Consider the following 25,764-nt stretch of genomic DNA (forward strand, 5'->3'; position numbering starts at 1 on the left):
TTATTATATAAACGCATAAAAAAAGCACCTGGTCAAACAACCAGGTGCTTTTTTTTAACAGCAGTAGATGTTCAATACCCCTGATTCTGACTCAGGTTGGGATTTACATCTCTTTCAGATTGCGGCACCGGTAAAACCAGTTTAGGATCATTGTAGTTCAGGTTACCCACCTTCAGCTTCAAACGCTTAACCGTCCACAAACGGTCGCCTTCAAAGGCAAGCTCCCTGAACCGCTCATCCGCAAAGTCATTAGCAGTAACTACCAGCAACGGAGTCGCTTTTGCCCTGCTTCTCACCTCGTTTATATCTTCCAGCGGCGTTACACCTCCAACAGGAGCGCCTCCCTTGCGGAAGTTAGCTTCCCCTCTTGTCAGGATTACTTCAGAAAGACGAACAATAGGGATCGCCTTATACAAATCACTGAATTTGCCGGTGTAAGTACCAGGCGCACCGGTAATGCTCACCCCGCTATATACAAAAGCCTTACGTGTATCGCTGTCTTCATAACGATCCAGGAACGCAGGCAAGATCTGTGCATCTCCCCTTCCAACAGGCTTTGCAGCATAGAAGGTGGTCATACCATTATTAGATGTACCGGCATTACTTTGCGTAGTTTGCTGGATAGTGAAAATGTCTTCAGAGGAAGCGGCAATATTATTAAATGCCTTTTCGATGCTGTTTTCCAGGTTGAAACCGCCATTGGTGATCACATCATTGGCTGCGGTAGCCGCTTCTGCATATTTTCCCTGGTTCATATACACACGGGCCAGGAAAGCCAGCGCGGAATATTTTGTGGCACGGCCATCATCATTGGATTCCGGTAACGCTGCAGCCGCATCTGTGAGGTCTTGTATCACCTGTTTATATACGTTTTCAACAGAGGCTCGTGGTTTGTTATCCCGGTCAGGTACATAGGTTCCCACAGATTCCAGTATCAACGGTACGGCTTCGTTGGTGGAAGTACTACCGGCAGAATAAGGCTGTCCAAAGAAATTTACCAGGTCAAAATAAACGATGCCCCTGATGAATTTCGCTTCTGCTGCAATACTCTTTTGCTCACTTGTATCTACCACACTGATTTTTTCCAGCACGGTGTTTACGCCTGCAATGGCAATATAGGCGCGCCCCCACATGCCTTCTGCAATGCTGAGCGTTTTATCCTGTCTTTTCTGGAATACCTGTCTGTAGTTAACAAAGGTACCTACCCATTTCAGTTGTTCATCGCCCGCCAGCAAATCAGCCACAAACAGGTTACGTTCTCCGAAAGAGTTAAAATGCTGCAACGCACTGTAACTTCCAAAGAGAACCGCCTTTACGTCCTCTCCGGTAGTGATTTGCTCAGGCGTTATCTGCTGTTGGGGAAGTACATCCAGTTTTTTATTGCAACCATTACCCGCTATCAGCATAAGCCCTAACGATGCATGGATTATATATTTTGTGATTTTCATGTTTTGAGTGTTTTTAATTTACGATAACAGAACCTTTAATTACAGCTGGTCCATCAAAAACGGATATTCACTCCTGCTGTAAATGTTCTTGCCTGAGGAATGGTATAAAAGTCAACCCCACCGGAAGTATTGGTAGAAGTATTTGTTTCCGATGCCAAAGGAGCTGTATTCACTTCCGGATCGCTCAGATAATCGGTTTTAGTCCAGAGATTGTAACCTGCCACATATACTTTAATGCCCTGAATCTTCAAAGCAGAGATAGCCCTTTTAGGCAGATTGTAGCTCAGTGTTACATTCTTCAAACGTATATAAGAACCATTATAAATATAGCGGGAAGTTGCTTCTGCACCAGTACCATAATAGTAGCCCACCTTAGGAACATTGGTAATATCGCCAGGTTTCTGCCATCTGTTAAGGATGTCCCTTGTCTGGTTATCCAGTCCGTTTGCAAATCCTGTGGTTTGATAGATACCTGCACCGTTGTAGATGGAATTACCATTTACAAATGTGAAGAAAACACTCAGGTCAAATCCTTTGTAGGAGAAATTATTCGTGAAACCACCGGTAAAATCAGGATTAGAATTACCCACCACCATTTTAGGCGCTTGACTGAAATCTGTTGTTGTTTTGCCGCTTGAATCGAGATACAGTGCTACGCCTGTTTCGGGATCTGCACCGGCAAACTTCGGTAAATAAAAAGAGCCAATCGCCTCTCCTTCAACTGCACGTTGTGAACCGGTATTGATGATCTGTCCCTGGAGATCGGTGATTTTATTCTTATTGTATGCGATGTTGAAAGTAGTATTCCATTTAAATTCACCTTCCAGGTTACGGGTAGTCAGGGAAAATTCTATCCCTTTGTTTTCCATTTTCCCGAGGTTACGGTAGATGCTGGCATAACCAGTGGTAAGCGGAATATTTACACTTAGTAACAGGTCTGTTGTATTCTTTTTATAGACATCTATTTCACCGGAAATCCTGTTATTTAAAAATCCAAACTCAAGACCCGCGTCTACCTGAACTGTTTTTTCCCATTTCAGATCAGGGTTACCAATGGTTCTTGGCTGAAAACCTGGTAGATTTGGATAGTTGGTAATATTGTAGAGGGATAGGAAGCGGCTTTCACCTATTTCGGCGTTACCTGTCAAACCTGCACTGGCTCTCAATTTCAGGAAACTGATTGCTTTTGAATTTTTCAGGAAATCTTCCTGCGAAATTATCCAGCCCAATGAACCGGCAGGAAACACACCGTATTTGTTATCCGGGCCGAAACGGGAAGAACCGTCTGCCCTTATACTAAATCCTGCAAGATATTTTTCGTCATAGCTATAATTAGCTCTGAAGAAATAAGAAAGGAAAGTATACTTGTAGTTTTCAGAACTACCGAAAGTTACCGTGGTAGCTCCTGACAGGTTTTTCACCGCATCTGACGGGTAACCTTCTGCCTGAATACTTGAAGATCGGTTATCATTCTGCAGGTAACTCATACCTAACACCATAGACAATTTATGCTTGCCACCCAGCTCAGGATTAATGGTAAAGAAATTATTGGTGTTCAGGGATATACTCTGTGCATTGATGGATTGCCCTTTACCAATGCCGGCTCCATCCTGCGATAGTTTACTTTTGAAGTAATCTTCGTTCATATTAACGATATCCGTTCCTACTTCAGAGCGGAAGTTCAGCCAGGGCAGAAATTGGTAGCTTGCATAAACATTCCCGAGGGTGCGGAAAGTGATCTGTTTATCGGTATCGTATAATGCATCCAGCAAACCGTTGTCGTACAAAGTTCTTGCATTGGGCTTTCCCGTTTCAGGATCGATTAATGGAGAAATAGGTACTTGTGCCACCAGCTGACCTGGAGTAGAGAAGGAGTTGTCGTCCGTAACCCTGTCGAGCTGTGAACGGTTTACGCTCATATTGATGCCGATGTTCAGTTTATCGGTAGCCTGGTGATCAAGGCTCAAACGCGCACCATAACGGGTAAACCTGTTATTGATCACTATCGCATCCTGACCGCTGTAGAAACCGGAAACAAAAAATCTTGTCTTTTCGTTACCACCTGTAGCGGAAAGGTTTACCTGGTTGGATCTTGCCACATCACGATATACCTGGTCTTCCCAGTTGGTATTTACGGCCAGGTTCCGCCAGTCGGTGCCTAATGAATAATAGTCCAGGATATCAGAGTCATACAATTTTGTATAGTCTTCTATAGCTTCCTGCTCGGTATCATAACCGGTATCGCCATTGGCGAAATCTGTTTTACCATCATTTACTGCTGCCTCATGGATCAGATCTATATATTCTTTTGCATCCAGGAATCCGCGCTTTTTTGTTGGCTTGGCCCAGCTTGTGTTTACATCCAGGTTAAAAATTGTTTTCTGGTTGAGCTTACCTTTTTTGGTAGTTACCAGTACTACGCCATTGGAGGCGCGGGCTCCGTAAATAGCCGATGCAGACGCGTCTTTCAGTACTTCCACCGATTCAATATCATTTGGGTTAATATCAACGAGGGGGTTGGTAACTTCATTATTGGCATCTGACTGGAGGCTGCTTTCAACCGGCATCCCATCCACAATGTATAATGGCTGACTGCTGGCAGAGATAGAAGATGTACCACGAATTCTTACTTTGATACCCTGCCCTACTTTACCACTACCGGATTCGATTACCACACCGGCAGCCTTACCCTGAATAGCCTGTTCAAAGCTTGGAACAGGAATATCTTCTATTTCTTTAGCGTTGATTTTGGCAATGGATCCGGTTACATCGCGTTTAAGCTGGGTTCCGTAACCGACTACCACTACTTCGGAAATATCCTTGCTACTGCTACCCAGTGCAACATTAATAGTACTTCTGCCTGAAACGGGCACTTCCTGGTCAGTATACCCAATAAATGAGAATACGAGTGTAGAAGCCTCAGGTTCCACATTCAGTTTAAATACACCGTCGGCGTTGGTAATGGTCCCTTCTTTAAGACCTTTCACCTTAACGGTTACACCAGGCAAGGGACTACCATCTCTCTGGTCGGTAACTTTACCGGTAACTTGTTTGGATTGGGCAAACGAAAGCATGCAAAATAGCAATAGGATGCCCATAAACGAGAAGAATCGCATCATGGTTCTAAGTTTAGATTTAGATTTAATGTCAGCAGGCTGAACTATTTGGTTGAATGATTTGGTTGAACAAGTGATACATTGGGCTTAATTCCCATATAAGCAAAAAACACCGGAAAATTGGTTGACCTTTTCCGTGGAGTAAAACTAAAAAAAAATTTCTACTTTTCTTAAAAAAATGTTAAATAAGTAAATCTACAAGGGATTAAATAAAAAAGGCGACCCTAATGGTCGCCTTCAATAATATAACAATCTTATTTAATTAGTTGTTCCTGCTCCTTGCGCCTGTATATATTAATACATAATATACCAGCGTGGCGATAGAAGCGAGTGCCGCTACTACATAAGTCATAGCAGCCCACCAGAGGGCATTTTTTGCCTTGTCGTGTTCCTCTCTGCGCATAATGGTGGTGTTATCCAGCCAGGCAAGGGCCCTGCGGGAAGCGTCGAACTCCACTGGCAGCGTTACCACGGAAAATAAGGTAGTAAGCCCAAAAAGAATAATACCGGCCAGTAACAGCTGCGGGAAGGTGTTTATGAGGAGGATACCGGCCAACAATACCCACGAAACGATATTGGAGCTGACCTGCACAATAGGTACCAGCCTGGACCGGAGGCCCAGCCAGGGATAGGCTGCTGCGTGCTGCACCGCGTGTCCGCACTCATGGGCCGCCACTGCCGCAGCGGCCACATTGGCGCCATTGTATACGTCGGGACTCAGATTTACGGTTTTATCGGCCGGGTTATAGTGATCGGACAGAAATCCTTGCGATTCACGTACCTGAACGCCGTATATCTGATTGTCTTTCAGCATCTTCTCTGCAATCTGCTTACCGGTTAAACCGGAAGAGGTGGGTATTTCGCTGTAAGCCCGGAACTTACTTTTGAGCACGAAGCTTACCAGCAGGCTGATCCCCACAAAAATCAGCGATAAAAACATGATTCCAGGTGTCATAATGATATAAAGTTAGATGATCTTATGGCACAAATATCTCACCAGATCCCCCCTTTTAAGTTTTATTTAGCACTTGACTGCCATCCCTGCTTTTTGTCTGGAAATTATAAATTTAACACTGTCATTATGGCGTTAAAATTATTTTTTAACGCAAAAAAGCGCCTGTTTGTCATTTATAAAAATGTGTTTTATTAACATTTATTCATATACAAAAATCATCAACATCAACCCTATTTATCAACATTTTACGAGCCCCCAATGAAAGTAATATTAGATAAAAACAACCCCTGAAACAAGCGATGGCAGCCACTTTCTCATGTCCTGCCAATACCTCAAAAGTTATTCACATCAATTAAATAAACTTTTTTATTCTGAAGCCATTTTGTAATTTAGACCTGAATTTAATGGGTTAGTAAGTAGAAAGAGTCAGCGGAATCTTCCGTTTGGCTCTTTTCTCTTTTTATACGGCTTCATCTCCTTTTTTAACACTTCTCTTCTTATCATTTCGGTTCAATAAACGTAAAAACGTTACTTTGTAACGCATCCTTTTTATGAAAATTATGAGTAAAATTAAAACCGCTTTTTTCTGTCAGAATTGTGGATATGAATCAGCGAAATGGAATGGAAAATGTCCGAGTTGCGGAGAATGGAATACGTTTGTAGAAGAAAGAGTGCAAAAAGATATTCCACTCAAACAAGCCGAGTGGAAAAACAACGATACCCCAGCCTCCCGGACACACAAAATAATTAACCTCGCCGAAGTAGTTACGAAAGATGAAGAAAGGATATTAACACCCGACAATGAATTGAACCGTGTGCTGGGAGGCGGCATAGTAGCGGGTTCGCTGGTATTGGTGGGCGGAGAACCCGGCATCGGAAAATCAACACTCTTCCTCCAGAACGCACTACAGCTGAAGCATATCAAAACACTTTACATCAGCGGTGAAGAAAGTGAGCAACAGATAAAAATGCGGGCCGACCGCATCCAGAATTCCAATGAACAATTCTATCTGCTTACAGAAACTTCTACACAAACCATCTTCCAGGAAATAAAAAAATTACAACCACAACTGGTCATTGTCGATTCTATTCAAACACTGCATTCACCATTTATAGAATCTGCACCGGGAAGCGTATCGCAAATCAGAGAAACAACCGCCGAATTACAACGCTTTGCCAAAGAAAGTAATACCCCCGTATTTCTCATCGGACACATTACCAAAGATGGCTCCATTGCCGGCCCAAAAGTGCTGGAACATATGGTGGATACGGTTTTACAGTTCGAAGGCGACCAACATTATGCCTATCGCATTCTCCGTACCATCAAAAACAGGTTCGGTTCTACTGCAGAACTGGGCATTTATGAAATGACCGGCACAGGACTCAGACAGGTGACTAACCCTTCAGAGATCCTCATTTCACAACGGGAAGATCTCCTCAGCGGCGTAGCCATTTCTGCCACAATGGAAGGAATGCGTCCGCTCCTCGTAGAAGTACAGGCGCTCGTTACACAATCCGTTTATGGCACACCACAACGTACTGCCACCGGCTTCGACCTGCGCAGGCTGCAACTGCTGCTGGCCGTACTCGAAAAACGCGGCGGCTTCCACTTCGGTGTAAAAGACGTGTTTCTCAACATTGCCGGCGGCATTCGCGTGGAAGACCCGGCCATTGACCTGGCAGTATTGTGCGCCCTGCTTTCATCCTATGAAGACAATGCCATTTCACCCAAAATTTGTTTTTCGGGAGAAGTGGGTCTTAGCGGTGAAATAAGAGCCGTAAACCGCATTGAACAACGCATTGCAGAAGCAGAAAAACTTGGCTTCGAGAAAATATTTATCTCCCGTTACAACAAAAAAGGAATTGATTTCAGTAAATTCCATATCGAAGTAATTGCTGTAGGAAGAGTGGAAGAAGTGTATCAGCGGTTATTCTGATTACCATATCTTTAAAAAATTTTCGATGCTCACCAGTTTGTTTTCCCCACTGGTTCATCTGTTCTATCCGCATTGCTGTGAGCTGTGCGGCACTGATCTGCATCAGACGGATGAACTATTATGCCTGCGTTGTATGCAGGCGCTACCCCTTACCCATTTCCAGCGTTATCCCAACAACCCGGTAGCGCAGGTATTCAGCGGAAGGGTTCCCGTACAACAGGCCACTGCCACGTATTATTATAACCAGTCGTCCGGCCTGCAACACCTTATCCACCGGTTTAAATACGGGCAACGTCCGGATATCGCTACCTGGCTTGGTAAACAAACCGGTTACCAGCTACAGGAAAGTTCCTGGATCAGCAATGTAGATTTCCTGGCGCCGGTACCTCTGAATCCGCGTAAGGAAAAGAAGCGCGGCTATAACCAGGCCACTCTCCTGGCCAATGGCATTGCACAGGTAGTACAGCTCCCGGTATACCCGGCCACCCTCCGCAGGGAACAATTCACCGCCACCCAAACAAAAAAGGGACGAACAGACCGGTGGCAGAACGTAGCCAGCGCTTTCCAGGCCAATGGCAACCTTCCAGATGGCTCACACGTATTACTGATCGACGATGTAATTACCACAGGCGCCACCACCGAAGCCTGCTGCAGAGCCCTTCAACAGGCAGGCGCCCGGGTAAGCGTTTGTTGTCTTGCCTATGCCTGGAAATAAGCAGGCTAAATTCTTCTCTTTTTTTATCACGGGAATGCTAACTTTACAAATACAGCCCTACGCTGCATTTTAATCTGTCTTTAAAAAAAATCTATATGTTCAGATTAGCTATACTATCAGTTGTTATGCTTTTTGCCTCCTCCCATCTTTATGATTTCAAAGTAGATGCCGTTGACGGAGGAAAAATCGATTTCTCCAAATACAAGGGAAAGAAAGTATTGATCGTAAATACCGCCTCCCTGTGCGGTAACACCCCTCAATACGAAGGCCTGGAAAAACTCTATAAGAAGTACCACGACAAGCTGGTCATCGTTGGTTTCCCTGCCAATAACTTCGGTTCACAGGAACCCGGCAGCAACAAGGAAATACAACAATTCTGCACCAAGCAGTATGCAGTAACCTTCCCGATGGCAGCCAAAATTTCCGTAAAGGGCGCAGACATTCATCCCCTGTACAAATGGTTACTGGATGAAAGTAAAGCCAAACACATGGAGCCTGCTGAAGTTACCTGGAACTTCCAGAAATATCTGCTGGATGAAAAAGGTAACCTGGTAGCTGTATTTTCTCCCAAAACACAGCCCGAGTCAGCGGAAGTGATTGCTGCAATTGAGAAGTAGCTCTTTATTACCTGTAGCCAACTTTTGTGTATAAAAGAAATTTTGCAGAAACTTGCGTAAACGTATATCCGTTTACGTAAGTTTCCTGTTATTCATTATACAACGCGCAACCATATTCATGAAACACTACCTTGTTCCTGCAAATAACGCCTTGCCGCTAGTGGCATTGCTTTGCTTTTTAGTGATGCTTTCTGCGTGCCAGCACGACGTAGATCCCCCTTCGCTTTCATGTCCGGAAATGCAAATGGTTACCACCATAGGAACCAGCAACAACACCATGACCTTTAGCCGCAGCCTCCTGTTCCGTGAACGGACCGACACCGGCGGGCTAAAATTCCTGAGCGTGGAAACCGTATCTGATTCCTGCAGGGTGGTATTTAACCTCACCGATGGTATGTACGACGAAGCCGGGCTGAAGAATGATAGTTTGCACCTTAAAACTTATACCTATACCCGGCAGGGAGTGCAAACCGGCGGACTGGTGGCTGTAGCCATTAAAAACAGCAATGGCGAATTCACTTACCTGACCACAGATTCTTCCAGCGTAACAGTCCGTAAAATGAATCTCCGGACACAAACAATTTCCGGCGCCTTTTATTTTACAGATAATGAGAAGCAGATCAACGGTACCGGCACCTTTGAAAATGCCTGTTATGTATCTCTTCAATAAACCCCTTTTCGTTATCTTGCGCCCATGCTTTTTTCTGATATCATAGGACAAGGGGATGTAAAGCAACAGCTCGTTCAATCCGTACAGCATAACCGGCTAAGTCATGCCATGATACTGCTTGCTCCCGAAGGTGCAGGCGGCCTTCCGCTTGGACTGGCATTTACACAATACCTGGTTTGCGAAAACAAACAAACACATGATGCCTGCGGCCAATGCGCCGCATGTACCAAAGCCTCCCAATTTGTACACCCGGATATTCATTACTCCTACCCGGTTATTCCACGTAAAACAGGCGACAAACCTGTGAGCACAGACTATATCACCGAATGGCGGGAATTTGTAACTACACATGCTTATGGCAATGCGTACGACTGGCTGCAGTTTATAGGCGCCGAAAACAAACAGGGTAACATTACTGCTACTGAGTGCCAGGACATTATCCATAAACTAAACCTGAAAAGTTTTGAGAGTGGTTATAAAATACTGGTGATGTGGATGCCTGAATACCTGGGCAATGAAGGTAACCGCCTGTTGAAACTGATTGAAGAACCGCCTCAGAATACCCTGTTTATCCTGATCGCGGAAAACCAGGAACAGATACTGGCCACCATCTTATCAAGAACACATCTTATCAAAATAAATCCGCTGGCAAAAGAAGACCTGGTGACAGCGTTGATCCAGAAAAGCCATGTTCCTGCTGCAAAGGCCCAACAGATGGCTACCATTACGGCAGGCAATTACCGCGAAGCCCTGTACCTGTTGCAGCATTCAGATGACGACTATCATGAATTGCTCCGCAGCTGGCTCAATCACCTGTTTACCGGTAACCGGGTAGCCCTCCAGGAATGGATCGAAGGCATCTCCAGCGCAAAAACAGGCAGGGAAAACCAAAAGCAGTTCCTCCGCTACTTCATCAACCTGCTGGAACACACGCTCCGCCTGCAATACCTGGATAAAAGCCAGCTGGCTTTTTCCACAGAAGAAATGGACTTTGCCGCCAAGCTGGCCAAACTGGCCAACCTGGATCAGATGCAGGAGATCACGGAAGCTCTGAACAACGCCAGCTACTATATAGAACGCAACGCCAACGGAAAGATGCTATTTCATGCCCTGTCCATCAAGCTGCAATATATATTTAAAAAGAAACCTTTACCGGTTATGTAATAACCACCGGCATCCTGCGGAGCTTATAAGCTGCTTTTCCCTATCTTTGTTGCTTCCGGCCTTTTGTTTTTCTGAAAGGAAAAACGTATTTTGAAGAACTGGAATAACCTGAAATGCTTATTTATAAAATTTAAACTAATTAATAATATGGCTTGTGCCGGATGTGGTACGGGTGTGGAAGGGAAGCCGTCAGGATGCAAGAGTAATGGAGGATGCAGCACGGGAGGTTGTAACAGACTGAATGTGTTTGACTGGCTGTCCAATATTCCCCTTGGTGATAGCTTAGCACCATTTGACATTATAGAAGTGAGTTTTAACAATGGCAGCCGCAAGGACTTTTTCCGTAACGTAACCAAACAATTCTTTGATAAAGGAGAAATGGTGACCGTAGAAGGAGTTAGCGGATTTGACGTTGGCACAGTAAGCCTGACGGGCGAACTGGTAAAACTACAGATGAAGAAGCGACGCGCTGAAGACACACCCGAAGTAAAAAAAGTGCTGCGCCGTTCAACTAACGACGACCTGCAGCGAATGAATGACAACAAGTCCCGCGAGAAAGAGGCGCTCATAAAATCCAGAGCCCTTGCCCGCAACCTCGGGCTTGAAATGAAGCTGGCAGAAGTGGAAATACAGGCCGATGGCCGTAAAGCCACTTTCTTCTACACAGCAGATGATCGCGTTGATTTTAGAGAATTGATCAAAGTATATGCCTCTGAATTCAGGGCCAAGGTGGAAATGCGCCAGATAGGCGCCCGCCAGGAAGCCGGAAAAGTAGGTGGCATCGGCAGTTGCGGCAGGGAGCTATGCTGCTCCACGTGGCTGTCTGATTTCAAAAGCGTGAATACTACCGCTGCCCGGTACCAGAACCTGTCTATCAACCAGGCCAAGTTATCCGGACAATGCGGCCGTTTGAAATGCTGCCTCAACTATGAGCTCGATACCTACCTCGATGCCCTGAAAGACTTCCCCGACGATGCGGATAACATTGAAACTGCCGGCGGCGTTGCCCACCTGCAGAAACGGGATATCTTCAAAAGCCTCATGTGGTATTCTTATGAAGGCAGTAACAAACAGTATCCACTCACCATTTCCAGGGCTAAGGAAATACGCCTCCTGAATAGGCAGGGTATTAAACCGGACGACCTGAAACCGGTAGAAGTAGTAACCGCCAAACCAAAAGAAGCGGATCTCGGATACGCAGATGTGGTTGGGTTAATCAGTCTGAAATCTCTCGAAAAAACAGCACAAAAGCGTAAACAGAAAGATAAAGACAAACAAAAACAACAAAGAGGCGGAGAACGCGGCGAGCGTGGAGAACGCCCGGAACGCGGGGAACCAAAACAAGCCCAGGGCCAGGGTCAGCCAAGAACTGATTCCCCCAAAGCTGGTCAAAGACCCGATAACCGCCAGAACTCAGAGCGCAAACCGAAACCGGACAACCGCCAGCGGCAAGGTGGAGGCCAGCCAAAACAGGGGCGTGAACAACAACCCCGTAACGAGCAACAGCCACCTCGTCCGGAACAACAGCAGGGACAAAGACAACCAGCTGCTCCCAAACAACCCGGGCAACAACCGGCGCAACCCGGGCAGGGAGGCGCTCCCCGGCAAGACAGGCGCCCGCCAAGACATAAACACCGGCCGCCCAATCCTAACAAGAACAATAATCCTGAAAAAGGACAATAAATAAAAACAAAAAAGACAACCAGCTGGTTGTCTTTTTTGTTGGCGTAATGCAAAACAGACACATGAAGCCCCATCTCCTATTACCATTACCTCTCAGATGCCTCGCCAATGCTTCGGGCTTGCGTATGTCATGGACTATCCATGCACTATCAATACAGTTAGCATGCACTCCTCATGCACTATTAATGCACTGTTAATGCACTATCAATGCACTATCAATGCACTCACCATGCACTATGCCCCCTCCGGGACAGCATATTTTTGGAATACCAGATGGTGGGAAATATTGTCAGAGAAAACCAAATAAAAGGCCGCCCAGACGAGGCAGCCTTTGTTAACAATTGGTTTTTGCTTATGAGAAAACTTAAAAAAATGCTATTTATATCTCTTCACAATATCAATCACACAGGCGCCTCTACTGTCTGTCACACGGTCTTACGCTTCATTTTCAAACAGTAGCTTATAATAGTTCATGTTAGTGGCTTCGTCGAAACCGCGTTCAATCATCTCACGGTTGCCATGAATATATACATGAAAGTTACGATCCAATTTCAGAATGCTCTTAAATACTTTCTGCTGTTTCTTTACAGCAGGCGCAGATATTTCAAACTCGTCAGGGATATCTTGTTGAAAATGATTCGCATATTCATTTCGGTACTCCTTAAAAGAAGCTATAGCGTCGGGATGACCTAATACTTCTTTCGCAAAATCGTCCAGTTGGAATTGTTCTTTTTCCTTGAAATAAGCGGCTGATTTATTTAACAGATCTACCTGATCCACTCTGTCCATCTCATACTCCGTTGGCAATTTATTGTGTATAAACTGTTTACACATGTCCACCGCGGTTTCTGTCTGATGGTAACTATCCTCCCGGCGCTGTACCTGTAAAAAGGCATCCTTCCAATACACCGCCTCGGTTTGTTTGCTGTTGCTGTCTATAATACTTACCTTAAAGCCCTCGGTTTCTTCCGTATTAAATACCAGACAACCTTTATCCAGCTTATTAATATTTATACCGTCCTCGTAATTTACCTGGTAATTCTCGTCTGCCAGAAAAACTTTCAAATAGGTATCGCGGTTCTCCGACTTAAAAATGCCTATGGCTTCTACCTCTTCACCATCCACCTGACACTTGCTAAAGTAGGCTATATAAAGCTCTCCCCCTTTTATTTTAGGATGGGTGGAATGTTTATATAGATGTTTGGCAATATTGACCGACTGCTCCTGGAATTCATTTTGGTCAGTAAATATACGTCGACAATATTGAAATATTTCATTCAATTGCAGATCTGCGTCATGACGGAATCTGAAATACTCTGCTGCATTGGCAAACGGCTGAATAAAATATGTTACCAATAACTGGCTGATCGTTTCATCCTCCAGCTGCAAAGGCGCTTTGGAACAGAGCAGGGCCTCGTCGTTAGTGGGATTCCCTACCTTGTGTATCGTTAATTGCGCCAAATCTTTAAACTCCGAAACATGGATCATGGGCGCAAAATTAATAAATTAGTTGACAGGCAACAGATCCGTTTTCCCCGGTAATTATTTCTTGATAATTTCATTACATACCTTCCCTCCCATCCTTATACGCTGAAAAATCTGGAATAGTTCCTTAATTTAAAGTTTCAAAACAAAACGAACATGAGAAAATATATCTGCCTGCTGGCAATGACGGCCGGATACGGCCTCCCGCTGATGGCGCAGCAAAAAAACACAAGCAGACCTGTATACGAAACCCGCGACCTGACAGCAGAAAATATGTTTTCCGTAAATATCGAAGGACCCAACTTTGACAAAGCAGGCAATTTCTACGTGGTAAATTTCCAACAGGATGGTACCATTGGTAAGATAAATACCAAAACCGGCGCAGGCGAAATATTCGTAACACTCCCCGATAGCAGCATAGCCAATGGCGTTCATTTCAACAGCAAAGGAACCATGTTCCTTCCGGATTTCATCCGGCATAATGTGCTCACCATTGATATGAAAACCAAAAAGGTAGGCGTATACATTCACTCTGATCAGTTCAATCAACCTAATGATCTCTGTATTAACAGCAAAGACCAGATCTTTGTCAGCGACCCCAAATGGGCCAGCAACACCGGCCAGATCTGGCGTATAGACCCCGGCAACCATACCCCCATACTACTCGAAAGCAATATGGGCACCACCAACGGTATTGAACTCAGCCCCGACGAAAAAACACTGTATGTAAACGAAAGCGTGCAACGGAAGATCTGGAAATACAAGGTGGATAAAGCCGGTAACATCTCCCGGAAAACCTTATTCGCTACCTTCCCCGACTTCGGCTTCGACGGAATGAAATGCGATAAAGTAGGAAACCTCTATGTGGCCAGGTGGGGGAAAGGCGTGATCGCCGTGCTGTCGCCGAAAGGAAAGCTGATCCAGGAAGTACCCCTCAAAGGAAAACAATGCAGCAACCTTGTGTTTGGGGACAAAGACGGCAAAACCGTGTATGTAACCCTGCAGGACCGGAAATGCGTGGAAACATTCCGGGTAACGATACCGGGTAAACGCTTTTAGCGGAGGGATCGCCTTCGGCGATTTTAAATTGTCTTGGAGCAGGATTACGCTGATTATACTGATTTTTCGGATTTTATTTTTCGGATTTTTTAAAAAGATTTTTAAATGATTAGGGGAGACATAAGCGAGTATATCCGCTTATGTCTCCCCTAATCATTTAAAATCAAAAATAATCAAATCACCAAAATCAGTATAATCAGCGTAATCCTGCTCCAAGACAATTTAAAATCGCCGAAGGCGATCCTCCGCTACTTAATAATCAGTAGCCAGCCCTTGTTTTTCTCTACGGGGATGCTGGCGTTTTTATCAAATACATGCCCCTGCTGAAAGTTGCGTATATCCGGCGCCGTTATCACTGCCTTCGCAGGGTTTATACCCAGCGCTTTCCAGTCGATACTGAGTTTAACCGTTGTGTTTTCCGGCGCCCAGCTGGCAAGGGCAACCAGTACCGCGCCATCTTTCCGGTAAATAGTAGCCGGCACCAACGGGTTATTGGTTTTAACCGGGTTGTTCTCTACCCAGTAACCAATCATTTTTGTTCCCTGCATACCAAAATCATCCCACACTTTCCAGATGGGACGGGGATCAGAAGTAGCAGTCCACGGCATGCGGTTAGTCATACCGTACACCATACCACGCCACTGGTTACCGCCATCCTGGAGCATTTCACCCATCAGGCCAAAGGGAATACCGCTTACTTCCGTGAGGAAGAAATCCGGATCATTCTTCTCATAATCAAAATATTCCCCAAACCAAAGCCTATTGAGGTAAGGAAAGTGCTCCATATAAAGTACCGCACTGTTAATAAACCCATCGGATTTATTATACTGGTTGGCAGAATGCAGATCAATGATACCCGGATGATTATCCTTTGTCAGCACACGTTTCACCCGCTTCATGGTTACCCGGTCAAAAGCCACATCGTCCAGGTAAATACCATCGATCCCTACGTTCTGCACCAGCCAGTTCATCCCCTCCACATAATAGTTATGCCAGCGGTTCATGCCACTGTTAATAATAGCGGCATCCTTAAACTCCGGTACAAACCACGCCGCGATGTAATCTTTTCCCACATGCTCCTGCAGCCAGGAGAAGCCGCCGCCATTACCGGAAGTATATACTTCATGCCCCAAACTGCGCAGCGGGAAGGTTTCCCAGGCATGGTTCGACAACTCCCTTACAGTATTATAGATCTTCACTTTCAGCCCTTTCTGATGCGCGGCTGTAATGTAATCCTTCATCGCGCTCCATTCAATGAACGGATAATTGATCCAGGGATTGATGTCGTTACCGTGGTGAATGTTTACCACTGTAGCCCCGGTAGCTTTAATGCTGTCGAGGTTATTATATCGGTGGTAGAAACGGGTGGACCACTGGAAATCGGTGTTAACCGGGTGGAACGGCGTAATGATCAGGTGGAAGTTGTAATACAGTACCTCTCCTTTATGCAGGGTTCTTTCACCACTGTAGTTGTTTACCAGTATCGCCTTTCCTTTTTCACCGATGGTGATACCACCTTTATTGCCGTTACCCCAGGAAGTGGGCAGCAGTAAAGGTTTCTGCAGATAGAAGTTTGTATTCAGCGGGCGTACATAATTTTCATCCCGCAGGTTAAACTGGATACCTGCATTCACCTCACCAATCCAGGCGCCGTCCTGGTTTTTACTTTTCACGTCCCACTTCCAGTCGATCTTTTCCGGGCGCAGCCCGCCCTTCTGGTTCAGACCCATCATATACTTTGCGGCGCCTTTATCAAATGGCAGGTGCATCGTGATATCCTTCAGGGATACGTCTTCCAGTGCAGTTACTTTCACGGTATAGTCGAGGAAGCCGTCAAACTCAAGGGAGGCATTTACTTCCATTTCCAGGCCAGTAGCGGTGTTCATCGCTTTCCAGCTGATTTTGCCCGGCGTTTGCTTAGTAACTTGCCAGCCATTGCTTTGCCAGCGAAGATCCTTTCCGGTAGCGGCGTTGATGAAATGGAAATGTACCGGTTCGGTGAAAATATTCTTAGGCTGTGTAGCCAGCGACGTCATTTCAGGCGTAAAAAAAGTCTGGATCTGGGCAGGGAAGCCATCTTTATTGATGCTTACTTTACGGCCCAGTAAACTGATTACGCTGTCTTTCATTTCCAGTGGCGTATAAGGGGCGATCACGGCGTCGTCCTGTGCCAGCGTGGAATTCAGCCATTTCAGGCGGGTTTGTTTCCAGGGCTCGTTAAAGCCGCTGTTCACTACCAGTTTATTCGTTACCGTTAGGGCGATCCTTACCGGCATAGCAGGCATACCGGCTGCCTTTACAGTGGCAATCCCTTTATAGATACCTGCTGCAGCGTTTTCCGGAACATCTATGCCGCACCACATGGCCTGTACTTTTCCTTCCGGGATATTCACCGTTGCTGAAAAAGGTTTTGCATCATAAGTGGTACCGGTGGTATTGATACAGTTGAGTTGTGTTGCCGGAATAGTTTGACCAGCGGCCGTTTTCAGGTCTGCAAAAGAGATCTGTACCTCCTTCATTTTATGACGGGCATAAATGCCCAGCTGAAATGCGTAGTATTCTCCTTTACCGGCTTCGCCGGAGAAAGACTGCGAAGGTCCTTTCTTTATCCAGCGCTGTGGCAGGTCATCCGTCATTTTAATGGGAAACTGCCGGTCTTCGGGGAACAGCATATAGCCGCCACCCGGATTTTTCAGCAGCAGTTGCTTTCTTTCTGCTTCCGTAGCAATTACTTCCATCGGGTAAAACGTATTGAAGCTGTCGATAGCTTCCAGCTGCTTCACGGTGGTATTGGGCTTTATGCCCGCTGGTATGGCTTGCAGCCAGTTGTTATCAGCGGTTTGTTCCGGCGCCAGGTATACGCCTTTCGGATAGTTATCACGGCCCTCATTTTTGGAGGGCAGGTAATAAATATAGTAGTCCCCTTTACCGGAGGTGGGTTCAAAGCAGATATCGCCCTGCTCACGGGTAAGCGCCAACGTTTTTACATTGGTAACCTTTTGTTTTGTTCTGGCATCTTCAATAATGATACGTTTCAGCTCCGGATGTTCATCGCGGCGGCGCCAGGGGATTACTACGCGGGCTACGCCGGTGGCGCCGTTAAAAGTAACTACCGCACGGTGGTTACCGAGCGAGTCTGCATTCCAGTTGTTGTTGCCATTGGTATACTTCAATTCCTGGGCGAGTGCCGTGGTAAGGAAGCTGAAAATAAGTCCTGCCAGCAGCAATCCTTTCCTGAAATTGCGGGAAGGGTGGTTTGTCTGATACATGAAGGATAATCAATTTTTTAAATGTTCACCGGTTATAAATTTACTATTGTTGCGGTTTCTTTTCCCGATTATTTTATAAAAGCAAAAGCCCCGGTGAACGGGGCTTTTACCGGTATTTCTATTGAATCGGGTTTTGCACCAGGTTAGGATCAAGCAATATTTCCTGCTCGGGAATAAAGTGTACCACCCTTGCATCTGTATAGGAAACTGTTTGCGGATTGGTTTGTACGCCGGGATAGTTCCGGTATACATTCCGGTTGTTGCGGAACAGGTCAAATACACGATGTGTTTCAAAGGCCAGTTCCAGGCGGCGTTCGTCCAGTACTACATCCAGCACGGAAGTATAGCCATGCAGGTCTGATACCGTAAACAGTGCTGCGCCGCTTAAGCCGGCTCTTTTACGGATGGTGTTCACATCGTCGATGGCGGCCGCGCTGTTGTTCAGCTTCGCATTGGCTTCTGCACGGATCAGGTACATTTCAGCCAGGCGCAATACCACCGGTGAACTGAGGGTAGGCACATTATCCTGGTTGGAATATTTCAGCACGTACCACTTTGGTACGCCGTTACGGGAAGCCATTACTTTCTGGCCGCCGGCATTCACGGAATCCCGGCCATCGGCGCCTTTCAGGTAAACTGCCTGCACAAACGAGTTACGGGCATCTGCCGGATATTTGTGCAGCAGGTCGAGGTACGACTGGGAAGCATACATTTCGCCATAACCCATACCGCCGGGCGACATATAATACATAGAGCCGATAGAGCCCCAGGTACGGTCGTCCTGCAGGGTATGATGAATAGCGAAGATGGTTTCCTTATTATTTTCATTGGTTTTGGTATAGTAGCCGGGAAGATCAGAAGTATTCACCAGGGAATATTGCCCCGAAGTGATCACAGAATCTGCATAAATACGGGCAGAATCGTTTTTTCCCATGTAGAGATATACCCTTGCCAGTAAAGCCATAGCACCGTATTTGGTGACATAGCTGTTGGTATTGGAGTTATCCATCAGGTCTTTTCCTTTCTTCAGATCTGCTACTACCTGTGCATATACATCTTTTACGGTGCTACGTTTAGGCATAGCAGTTATATCGAACTTCGTTACCACCGGTACCCCTGCGTTGGTTGCAGGACTCTGCGTATAAGGACGGCCGAAAGACCTTACCAGGCTGAAATGCACAAAGGCGCGGATGAACAGGTTTTCCCCGATCATTTTATTCACAGCGTCCGACTTACCTTCTGTCATTACTTCCAGCAGCTTATTACAGCCGTTGATAGCCTTATATCCTGCGCGCCAGATCTGCAATGCATTGGCCTGGTTGGTGAGGTGTCCGTAAGTATAGGAGTAGAAAAGCGCATCGGTAGTGGCGCCGCTCAACGCTACATCATCACTTGGGAACTCTCCCATCTGGAAATAGTTGCGCGTAAAATTTTCTTCTTTCAGTAACGCATAATTACCCACAGTAGCCGCCGGCCATTTGGTTTCATCTTTCAGGATATTATCATCCGGAACAGCACTATACGGGTCTTTCTTCAATGAACAGGAAGTAGCCACTGATAACAGCAACAGCCCTGCAAAATATTTCGACATGTGTTTCATGATCATCTCTTTTTAGCTCCTGTTAAAAATTAATTTCAAGACCTGCAAACCATTTGGTGCTGGACGGATACTTGATGTAGTTGATACCCCGATCATCTACTTCCGGATCCAGACCGGAGAATTTGGTTAATGTCCACAGGTTATCACCGCCAATAGAAATTCTGGCGTTTCCAATATGCGCACGGTCCAGCCAGGCTTTGGGCAACGCATAGCTCAGATTTACGTTTCTCAGACGCAGGTAGCTTCCGTCTTCCAGGAAACGGGAAGATGGTTTATGTGAGTTTTTATTTCCTTTGATAGTATACTTCGGATGGGTAGCTACATCGCCCGGTTTTTCCCAGCGGCTCCAGTCTTTATCCAGCTGCATCATATTATAAGTATAATACGCACCGTCGTTGTCCATCAGTTCGCGGGTACTGTTATACACATCATTACCGGAAACAAAAGCCAGGAAGGCGCTCAGCTGGAAGTTTTTATAAGAGAAGGTATTACGCATACCACCAAAGAATTTTGGCGTGGCAGAACCCACAATCTGCAAAGATGCATCGTTATAGTTGTTGGTGGTGGTTTTGCCGGTTACGTTGCCATTGGCATCAGTTACGAGTTTTTCCCACAGCGGATCACCATTGGCAGGATCTACACCAGCCCATTTGCGCATATAGAAACTACGCATATCCTGGCCCTGTTGCAGGATGAAGTAACCACTGATCGGATCTACGATCTGGTTCTTCCCGGTATACAGTTCTGTTACCCTGTTTTTATTGAAGCCGATGTTAAAGTCGGTGCTCCATTTAAAGGCGCCTACCAGGTTATCTGTACTCAGGTTAATTTCAAGTCCTTTGTTGCGCACAGATCCTACGTTCTGTGAAATGTAGCTGTAGCCGGCAGTAGCAGGCAGCGGCACATTGAACAGGAGGTCTTTGTTATCTTTCTGGTATAATTCTATCGTCAGGTTAATCCGGTTAAATAATCCGAGATCGATACCAATGTTGGTATTATATGCTTTCTCCCAGGAGAGGTTAGGCACATTGTACACGCTTTGGTAAGCGCCGGGGAAACCGTTGTACTGCGTATTGATAGAATATGCCCCGATAGCGCTGTAGTCGCCGATTTCCGCATTACCGGTAGTTCCGTAGCTGGCCCTTAACTTCAGGTTGGTAATGGCTTTTATCTGTTTGATAAAATTTTCTTCAGATGCTGCCCATGATGCGCCAAAGGCATAGAAGTTACCATACTGCTGGTTGGCGCCAAACTTGGAAGATCCATCTCTTCTGAAGGAAGAAGTGAAGTAGTATTTATAATTATAGTTATAATTGGCCTGTACAAAATAGGAATTAAAAGCGCGGGCTATTTTTGTACCCCCAATAGACATCGGCGAAGAAGTACCATCCAGCACCTCTACCCCCTGCAGGATGCCTTTACCTTTTGCATTGATATCATTGAGATTGGCCTGCTGGAACTCAGCGCCCACCAACCCATCTATGTTATGCACTTTATTAATGGTATATCTTGCTTTCAACAGGTTGGAGCTGATATAGCTCGCAGAATCCTGGTAGTAGTTATACAGGTTACCACGGTCATCGGTACCGGAGGAAGTCCGCACGTCCCCATTGCTCTCCTGGTTGAAGTGGTAATATTGCGCGCGGTTGGTGGAGCTGAAAGACAACCATTTGGTGATATCGTATTCCAGTTTTACCAGGGCTTCGAGCGACTGCCTTTTATTTTTAATATAGTTATACTGCTGGTCGTAGAGGAAGTTGCTCATATCCCTGCCATACCAGGTGGCGGCGGTGAGTGGATTTACCGGCTTGCCTTGTTCGTCGTATGCCTTATCCCACGGGAGGTTGGTGTAATACTGATACAGCGAACCGTTTGAATTATCGTGATCGGAAGTTTGGGTTCCGGCAAAGTTGGCGCTGATACGGAACTTATCGGTGATGTTATGATCAAGGTTTAGGCGGGCGCTGAAACGCTCTACACCGGTACCTTTCAGGATACCATCTTCTTTATAATAGTTACCGCCCAGGTAGAACTTTGTTTTTTCGTTACCCCCGCTGGTAGATAATTCGTAGTTCTGGTTGGTGGCATTCTGGAAGGCCAGCTTCTGCCAGTTGGTGTTGATATTACGTTGAGATGGGTCCAGCGTGGCTCCTGCGGCTTTCTGCAGGTCGTACAGTTCTGTTCCGTTCATCAGGTGGAAACGGCCGGTATTGAGCTGGGCGGTTCCTACATTGGTGCGGAAGTTTACCTGTGTTTTGCCGGCCTTACCTCTTTTGGTGGTAATTACCATTACGCCGTTGGCAGCGCGGGCGCCGTACAACGTAGTGGCGGCGGCATCTTTCAGGATGGTAACGCTTTCAATATCGCTTGGGTTGGGTAAACCGCCAATGATACCATCTACCACTACCAGCGGAGAGTTGCCCGCAGTAAGTGTTCCGTTACCACGGATGCGGATAACGGGCGCCGAAGCCGGGTCACCGGAAGTATTACCTACAAATACGCCGCTTACTTTACCCTGCAACATTTTGTCCATGCTGCTGGCAGTTACGTCTTTCAGTTTTGCGCCGCTTACCGCCTGCGCTGCACCGGTGAGGTTTTTGGTGGTAGTGGTGGTGTAACCCATTACTACTACTTCTTCCAGTTTCCTGGTATCCGGTTCCAGTTTAACGTTGAGTTCGGAACGGCCGCCCAATGTTATTTTCTGTTGCAGGTAGCCGATGTAGGAAAATATCAGTACGCTGTTTTCTGAAGGAGCCTGGATGGTAAACTTACCGGTGGCATCCGTTACTGCGCCGGTGCTGGCGCCTTCAACCGTGATGGTTACGCCGGGCAACGGATCTTTGGTAGTGGCGTCTGTTACGTATCCTGTTACTTTTACCTGTGCCGTACCGGTGGGAGTGATCACCACCAGGTTGTTTTCCAGTACGCGGAAAGTAACATTGGAATTGTTGAAGAGTTCCTTCAGCACTTCACTGATCTTTTTATCTTTCACATCAATGGTCACTGCCTTATTCAGATCAGTAAAGTTCTCGTTGTAGAAGAAGCGATAATTGCTGCTGTTTTCGATGAGTTTAAATACATCTTTCACGCTTTTATTTTCAGCATGCAGTTCTTTTATTTTATCCTGCGCGTAAGCATTAGCGGATACCTGTAAAAAACCTCCGAAAATCAGCAGACCCGTCAATTTCATCATGAGCAATAATTTTCGCCCGGGGCAAAATAATGCCGCCAGGTTTGCAGTGGATTTCATAAACTTGTATAGATTTTAGTTAAACGATAATTACGGTGACTGCCCGTCGCAAAGGCAATTCACCATTAAGTGATTTTCGTTGATTGGGGTAAGTCGCATTACCCCAATTTTTTTAGTCCTTCATGTCGGGCATGTAAGTTGGTTTTACAGGTGATAGAATGATGGTTCTCTCTTCTCTCCGGTCGTTACCGGGTCTTAAATGCTTTATTGTATTTTTCTTTCAGCTCCTCATCCAGCGCCAGGGTAACTACACCTTTGTCTATGGTGTATTTCAGCGGCGCCGTGAGCATTAGAATGTTCAGTACCTGTTCCAGCGTTTCCTGACGGAAAGTGCCGCTGAAGCGGTATTCTTTCAGTTCCTGTTCTTTAAAGATCACCTTTACATTAAACCTGCGTTCCATTGTAACCGCCAGTTCGTCCATTGTTTGAGCGGCCACTATCCAGTTGCCGTCTTTCCAGGCGGTATATATTTCTGTATTGTTCACTTCCCTGCTTTCTATCGGGGCAGCTGTGGAGCTGTCTCCGCTAGATACAGGCGTTTTCAATTGTTCACTGCCGTTTGTTGATAACGGTTTTTTATACACAACATGTTGATGTGGTTTCATCATGAGTCCGAAAGGCGTAGTGGTTTTGCTGCCATCTATCTTCACTTCTCCGTCTACGAGGGTGGTCACTACCGTTTTATCTTCCGGGTATGCTTTTACATTGAAAGATGTACCCAGCGCGAGTATGCTCAGGTCGGAGGCCCTTACGGTAAAAGGCTTTTGTGCGTTGGTATGCACTTTAAAGAATGCCTCTCCTTCCAGTTTTACTTCGCGGCCGCGGAGGTTGTAGGACTGTGCATATTGTAGTTTACTACCTGCATTCAGCCATACTTCCGTACCGTCAGACAATTCAATTTTGGTGGTGGCCCCTTTCGGGCTGGTTACCGTTACCAGCGCATTACTGCTGTTGTCTTTCTTACCGGAAGCCCAGGTATATACCAGGCCGCCGCCGATTAAAAAAGGCAAGGTGTAAGAGGCCGCCACGCGGAAATAATAGCTCCATTTGTTTACCACCAATGGCGGTTCTATGGCCGTTTCATACTGCAAACTATTCCAGGCGGCGCCGGCATCGTAATTTCCTTCCCGTGCCGTTGCCTGCCAGGCATCCCGGAGCTGCATGAAATAAGACTGGTTCTCCGCTGTAGCATTGATCCAGTGCGTTAGCGCTGCTTGTTCATCCGGGGAAATATTGCCGGATAAAAAACGTGCGATCAGGTCATCTGCCTGCTCCTGTGTATAGTTAGGACCCATCATATAGAAAACAAGTAGTAAGACAACATTTAATACCAGGTAGGGTGACAAGAGAAGAAAAAAAACTTTTTATTTACTTCAGAAGCGGGAGTAGTTCGTCGCGTAACCTTTGCAGGGCGCGGGTCATCTGCGTTTTCACAGTGTTGATGGAAATGCCGAGGTGGCGGGAAATTTCGGGGTAACTCAATTCTTCAAAGCGGCTAAGCCGGAATACGTCCTGGCATTGGGGTGGTAATTTGCGGATCGCCTTTTCTGCTATCAGCTCCAGTTCGGATTGCTCCAGTTTTTCGGCCGGTGAATGCCCGGAGGCGATGCTGAAGAGAGCAATGCGGGACTCCAGCTGCTGGAGTTGTTCGCTGCCATATTGTGCCTTCACTTTGTTTTGTTTGATGTAGTTGAGGCAATTATTCTGAACAGCGCGGTACAGGTATGCTTTTTCAGATACCTGGATGTCCAGTTCCCTGTACTTTTCCCATATCTTCAAAAAAGTATCCTGCACAATTTCTTCTGCCAGTTCATGTCTGTTTACAAAATCAAAAGCGAATGTACAGAGCGCGGGATAATACTCTTTGAATAATGATTCAAAAGCGGGTAGTTGACGTTGTTTCCGGTTAATATTTTTGCTTACTTCCTCCAAAGTATTCCTTCGTCCACAAGATTGTTCACTGCGGCGAAAAGATACGTAAAGTAGGTTCAATAAAAAAACGCGGGTCATAGGCCCGCGTTTTACCATCTTTAACTCGTTGAATTACATACACAAACCGCCACAGGTGCTGATTGTCTGACCGGTTACATAACCGCTCATATCAGACGCCAGGAACAGGCAAACGTTGGCAATGTCTTCCGGTGTACCGAAGCGGGCCAGCGGAATCTGAGCAATATAATTGGCAGCGCCCTCTCCTTCTTTGAGGTAGCTGGTCATGTCTGTTTCTACAAAACCCGGAGCCACGGCGTTGCAACGGATGTTACGGCTGCCCAGTTCCTGTGCAATGGACTTGGTAAAACCGATGATACCAGCTTTGGAAGCGGCATAGCTGCTTTGGCCGGCGTTGCCCATGATACCGATCACGGAGCTCATATTAATAATGCTACCGCTTTTCGCCTTCATCATAGGGCGTATTACATGCTTGGTCATGTTATACACGCTCTTCAGGTTGACGTTCATAACATCATCCCACTGATCAGGGCTCATACGCAACAGCAGGTTATCTTTGGAGATACCTGCATTGTTCACACAAATATCAATTTTACCGAATTCTTTCAATACATCCGCCACCAGCGTTTCAGTTTCCTCGTAAACGCCTGCATTGGATTTATAAGCTTTTGCTTTTACACCCAAAGCGGTCAGCTTTGCTTCCAGTGCCTGGGCTTTTTCATCGGAGCTAACGTATGTAAAAGCTACGTTTGCTCCCTGTGCTGCAAATTTCAAAGCAATTGCTTCCCCGATACCACGGCTGGCGCCTGTTACTATGGCTACTTTGTTCTCCAGTAATTTCATGTT

General features: G+C 46.0%; 17 protein-coding genes. 7 read left to right on the forward strand and 10 right to left on the reverse strand.

Annotation, left to right across the window (positions count from 1 at the left end; all coding sequences use genetic code 11):
• Positions 1 to 71: 71 nt before the first annotated feature.
• From ACMXI2_RS27455 to ACMXI2_RS27465, 3 genes are all read right to left on the reverse strand, one after another.
• Positions 72 to 1,448, reverse strand: a complete 1,377-nt coding sequence (locus tag ACMXI2_RS27455) for a RagB/SusD family nutrient uptake outer membrane protein (protein ID WP_483779090.1) — start codon at positions 1,446 to 1,448, stop codon at positions 72 to 74.
• Between the two features lie 53 nt (positions 1,449 to 1,501).
• Positions 1,502 to 4,567, reverse strand: a complete 3,066-nt coding sequence (locus ACMXI2_RS27460; RefSeq protein WP_483779091.1) for a SusC/RagA family TonB-linked outer membrane protein — start codon at positions 4,565 to 4,567, stop codon at positions 1,502 to 1,504.
• Between the two features lie 259 nt (positions 4,568 to 4,826).
• Positions 4,827 to 5,519: a zinc metallopeptidase gene (locus ACMXI2_RS27465; RefSeq protein ID WP_483779092.1), complete on the reverse strand. Its 693-nt coding sequence runs from the start codon at positions 5,517 to 5,519 to the stop codon at positions 4,827 to 4,829.
• Between the two features lie 560 nt (positions 5,520 to 6,079).
• Here ACMXI2_RS27465 and radA point away from each other — a divergent pair.
• The 6 genes from radA (at position 6,080) to ricT (ending at position 12,305) form a co-directional block, all read left to right on the forward strand.
• Positions 6,080 to 7,456: a DNA repair protein RadA gene (gene radA / locus ACMXI2_RS27470; RefSeq protein WP_483779093.1), complete on the forward strand. Its 1,377-nt coding sequence runs from the start codon at positions 6,080 to 6,082 to the stop codon at positions 7,454 to 7,456.
• Positions 7,457 to 7,481: 25 nt separating this feature from the next.
• Positions 7,482 to 8,171 carry a ComF family protein gene (locus tag ACMXI2_RS27475; RefSeq protein WP_483779094.1) on the forward strand — a complete coding sequence of 230 codons (690 nt, stop codon included), beginning with the start codon at positions 7,482 to 7,484 and terminating at the stop codon, positions 8,169 to 8,171.
• A gap of 95 nt (positions 8,172 to 8,266) precedes the next feature.
• Positions 8,267 to 8,788: a glutathione peroxidase gene (locus tag ACMXI2_RS27480; RefSeq protein ID WP_111577280.1), complete on the forward strand. Its 522-nt coding sequence runs from the start codon at positions 8,267 to 8,269 to the stop codon at positions 8,786 to 8,788.
• A 118-nt stretch (positions 8,789 to 8,906) separates the two neighbouring features.
• Positions 8,907 to 9,458 (forward strand): hypothetical protein, encoded by a 552-nt coding sequence (locus ACMXI2_RS27485; RefSeq protein WP_483779095.1) that lies wholly within the window; start codon positions 8,907 to 8,909, stop codon positions 9,456 to 9,458.
• 24 nt (positions 9,459 to 9,482) lie between these two features.
• Positions 9,483 to 10,622 (forward strand): DNA polymerase III subunit, encoded by a 1,140-nt coding sequence (locus tag ACMXI2_RS27490; protein ID WP_483779096.1) that lies wholly within the window; start codon positions 9,483 to 9,485, stop codon positions 10,620 to 10,622.
• A gap of 147 nt (positions 10,623 to 10,769) precedes the next feature.
• A complete protein-coding gene (gene ricT, locus ACMXI2_RS27495; RefSeq protein ID WP_483779097.1) occupies positions 10,770 to 12,305 on the forward strand; it encodes a regulatory iron-sulfur-containing complex subunit RicT in 1,536 nt (511 codons plus the stop codon).
• 435 nt (positions 12,306 to 12,740) lie between these two features.
• Here ricT and ACMXI2_RS27500 read toward each other — a convergent pair whose 3' ends face one another.
• Entirely contained in the window at positions 12,741 to 13,793 is a 1,053-nt protein-coding gene (locus tag ACMXI2_RS27500) for a nucleoid-associated protein (protein ID WP_483779098.1), read from the reverse strand.
• A 153-nt stretch (positions 13,794 to 13,946) separates the two neighbouring features.
• Between ACMXI2_RS27500 and ACMXI2_RS27505 the strand changes: the two genes are divergently transcribed.
• Positions 13,947 to 14,849 (forward strand): SMP-30/gluconolactonase/LRE family protein, encoded by a 903-nt coding sequence (locus ACMXI2_RS27505; RefSeq protein WP_483779099.1) that lies wholly within the window; start codon positions 13,947 to 13,949, stop codon positions 14,847 to 14,849.
• Between the two features lie 248 nt (positions 14,850 to 15,097).
• On the opposite strand, the gene ACMXI2_RS27510 is transcribed toward ACMXI2_RS27505, so the two are convergent.
• The 6 genes from ACMXI2_RS27510 to fabG all read right to left on the reverse strand — a co-directional run bounded on the left by ACMXI2_RS27510 (position 15,098) and on the right by fabG (position 25,761).
• Complete coding sequence (locus ACMXI2_RS27510) at positions 15,098 to 18,118, reverse strand: glycoside hydrolase domain-containing protein (protein WP_483779100.1); 3,021 nt, start codon at positions 18,116 to 18,118, stop codon at positions 15,098 to 15,100.
• A 118-nt stretch (positions 18,119 to 18,236) separates the two neighbouring features.
• Positions 18,237 to 19,718, reverse strand: coding sequence for a RagB/SusD family nutrient uptake outer membrane protein (locus ACMXI2_RS27515; protein ID WP_483779101.1), 1,482 nt, complete (start codon positions 19,716 to 19,718; stop codon positions 18,237 to 18,239).
• A 22-nt stretch (positions 19,719 to 19,740) separates the two neighbouring features.
• Complete coding sequence (locus ACMXI2_RS27520) at positions 19,741 to 22,911, reverse strand: TonB-dependent receptor (RefSeq protein ID WP_483779102.1); 3,171 nt, start codon at positions 22,909 to 22,911, stop codon at positions 19,741 to 19,743.
• A 242-nt stretch (positions 22,912 to 23,153) separates the two neighbouring features.
• Positions 23,154 to 24,266 (reverse strand): FecR family protein, encoded by a 1,113-nt coding sequence (locus tag ACMXI2_RS27525; RefSeq protein WP_483779103.1) that lies wholly within the window; start codon positions 24,264 to 24,266, stop codon positions 23,154 to 23,156.
• Positions 24,267 to 24,336: 70 nt separating this feature from the next.
• A complete protein-coding gene (locus ACMXI2_RS27530; protein ID WP_483779104.1) occupies positions 24,337 to 24,978 on the reverse strand; it encodes an RNA polymerase sigma-70 factor in 642 nt (213 codons plus the stop codon).
• Between the two features lie 33 nt (positions 24,979 to 25,011).
• The gene (gene fabG / locus ACMXI2_RS27535; RefSeq protein WP_079471366.1) at positions 25,012 to 25,761 is read right to left on the reverse strand and encodes a 3-oxoacyl-[acyl-carrier-protein] reductase; all 750 of its coding nucleotides are present in this window, start codon (positions 25,759 to 25,761) and stop codon (positions 25,012 to 25,014) included.
• Positions 25,762 to 25,764: the final 3 nt, after the last annotated feature.

Source organism: Chitinophaga sp. G7 BAM 1005, assembly GCF_057126945.1.

Coding starts and splice junctions, on each gene's coding strand:
- fabG (WP_079471366.1), bottom strand. CDS start 25,761: ATGAAATTACTGGAGAACAAAGTAGCCATAGTAACAGGCGCCAGCCGT.
- ACMXI2_RS27480 (WP_111577280.1), top strand. CDS start 8,267: ATGTTCAGATTAGCTATACTATCAGTTGTTATGCTTTTTGCCTCCTCC.
- ACMXI2_RS27475 (WP_483779094.1), top strand. CDS start 7,482: ATGCTCACCAGTTTGTTTTCCCCACTGGTTCATCTGTTCTATCCGCAT.
- ACMXI2_RS27485 (WP_483779095.1), top strand. CDS start 8,907: ATGAAACACTACCTTGTTCCTGCAAATAACGCCTTGCCGCTAGTGGCA.
- ACMXI2_RS27460 (WP_483779091.1), bottom strand. CDS start 4,567: ATGATGCGATTCTTCTCGTTTATGGGCATCCTATTGCTATTTTGCATG.
- ACMXI2_RS27505 (WP_483779099.1), top strand. CDS start 13,947: ATGAGAAAATATATCTGCCTGCTGGCAATGACGGCCGGATACGGCCTC.
- ACMXI2_RS27455 (WP_483779090.1), bottom strand. CDS start 1,448: ATGAAAATCACAAAATATATAATCCATGCATCGTTAGGGCTTATGCTG.
- ACMXI2_RS27530 (WP_483779104.1), bottom strand. CDS start 24,978: ATGACCCGCGTTTTTTTATTGAACCTACTTTACGTATCTTTTCGCCGC.
- ACMXI2_RS27490 (WP_483779096.1), top strand. CDS start 9,483: ATGCTTTTTTCTGATATCATAGGACAAGGGGATGTAAAGCAACAGCTC.
- ACMXI2_RS27525 (WP_483779103.1), bottom strand. CDS start 24,266: ATGATGGGTCCTAACTATACACAGGAGCAGGCAGATGACCTGATCGCA.
- ACMXI2_RS27500 (WP_483779098.1), bottom strand. CDS start 13,793: ATGATCCATGTTTCGGAGTTTAAAGATTTGGCGCAATTAACGATACAC.
- ACMXI2_RS27520 (WP_483779102.1), bottom strand. CDS start 22,911: ATGATGAAATTGACGGGTCTGCTGATTTTCGGAGGTTTTTTACAGGTA.
- ACMXI2_RS27510 (WP_483779100.1), bottom strand. CDS start 18,118: ATGTATCAGACAAACCACCCTTCCCGCAATTTCAGGAAAGGATTGCTG.
- ricT (WP_483779097.1), top strand. CDS start 10,770: ATGGCTTGTGCCGGATGTGGTACGGGTGTGGAAGGGAAGCCGTCAGGA.
- ACMXI2_RS27465 (WP_483779092.1), bottom strand. CDS start 5,519: ATGACACCTGGAATCATGTTTTTATCGCTGATTTTTGTGGGGATCAGC.
- radA (WP_483779093.1), top strand. CDS start 6,080: ATGAGTAAAATTAAAACCGCTTTTTTCTGTCAGAATTGTGGATATGAA.
- ACMXI2_RS27515 (WP_483779101.1), bottom strand. CDS start 19,718: ATGAAACACATGTCGAAATATTTTGCAGGGCTGTTGCTGTTATCAGTG.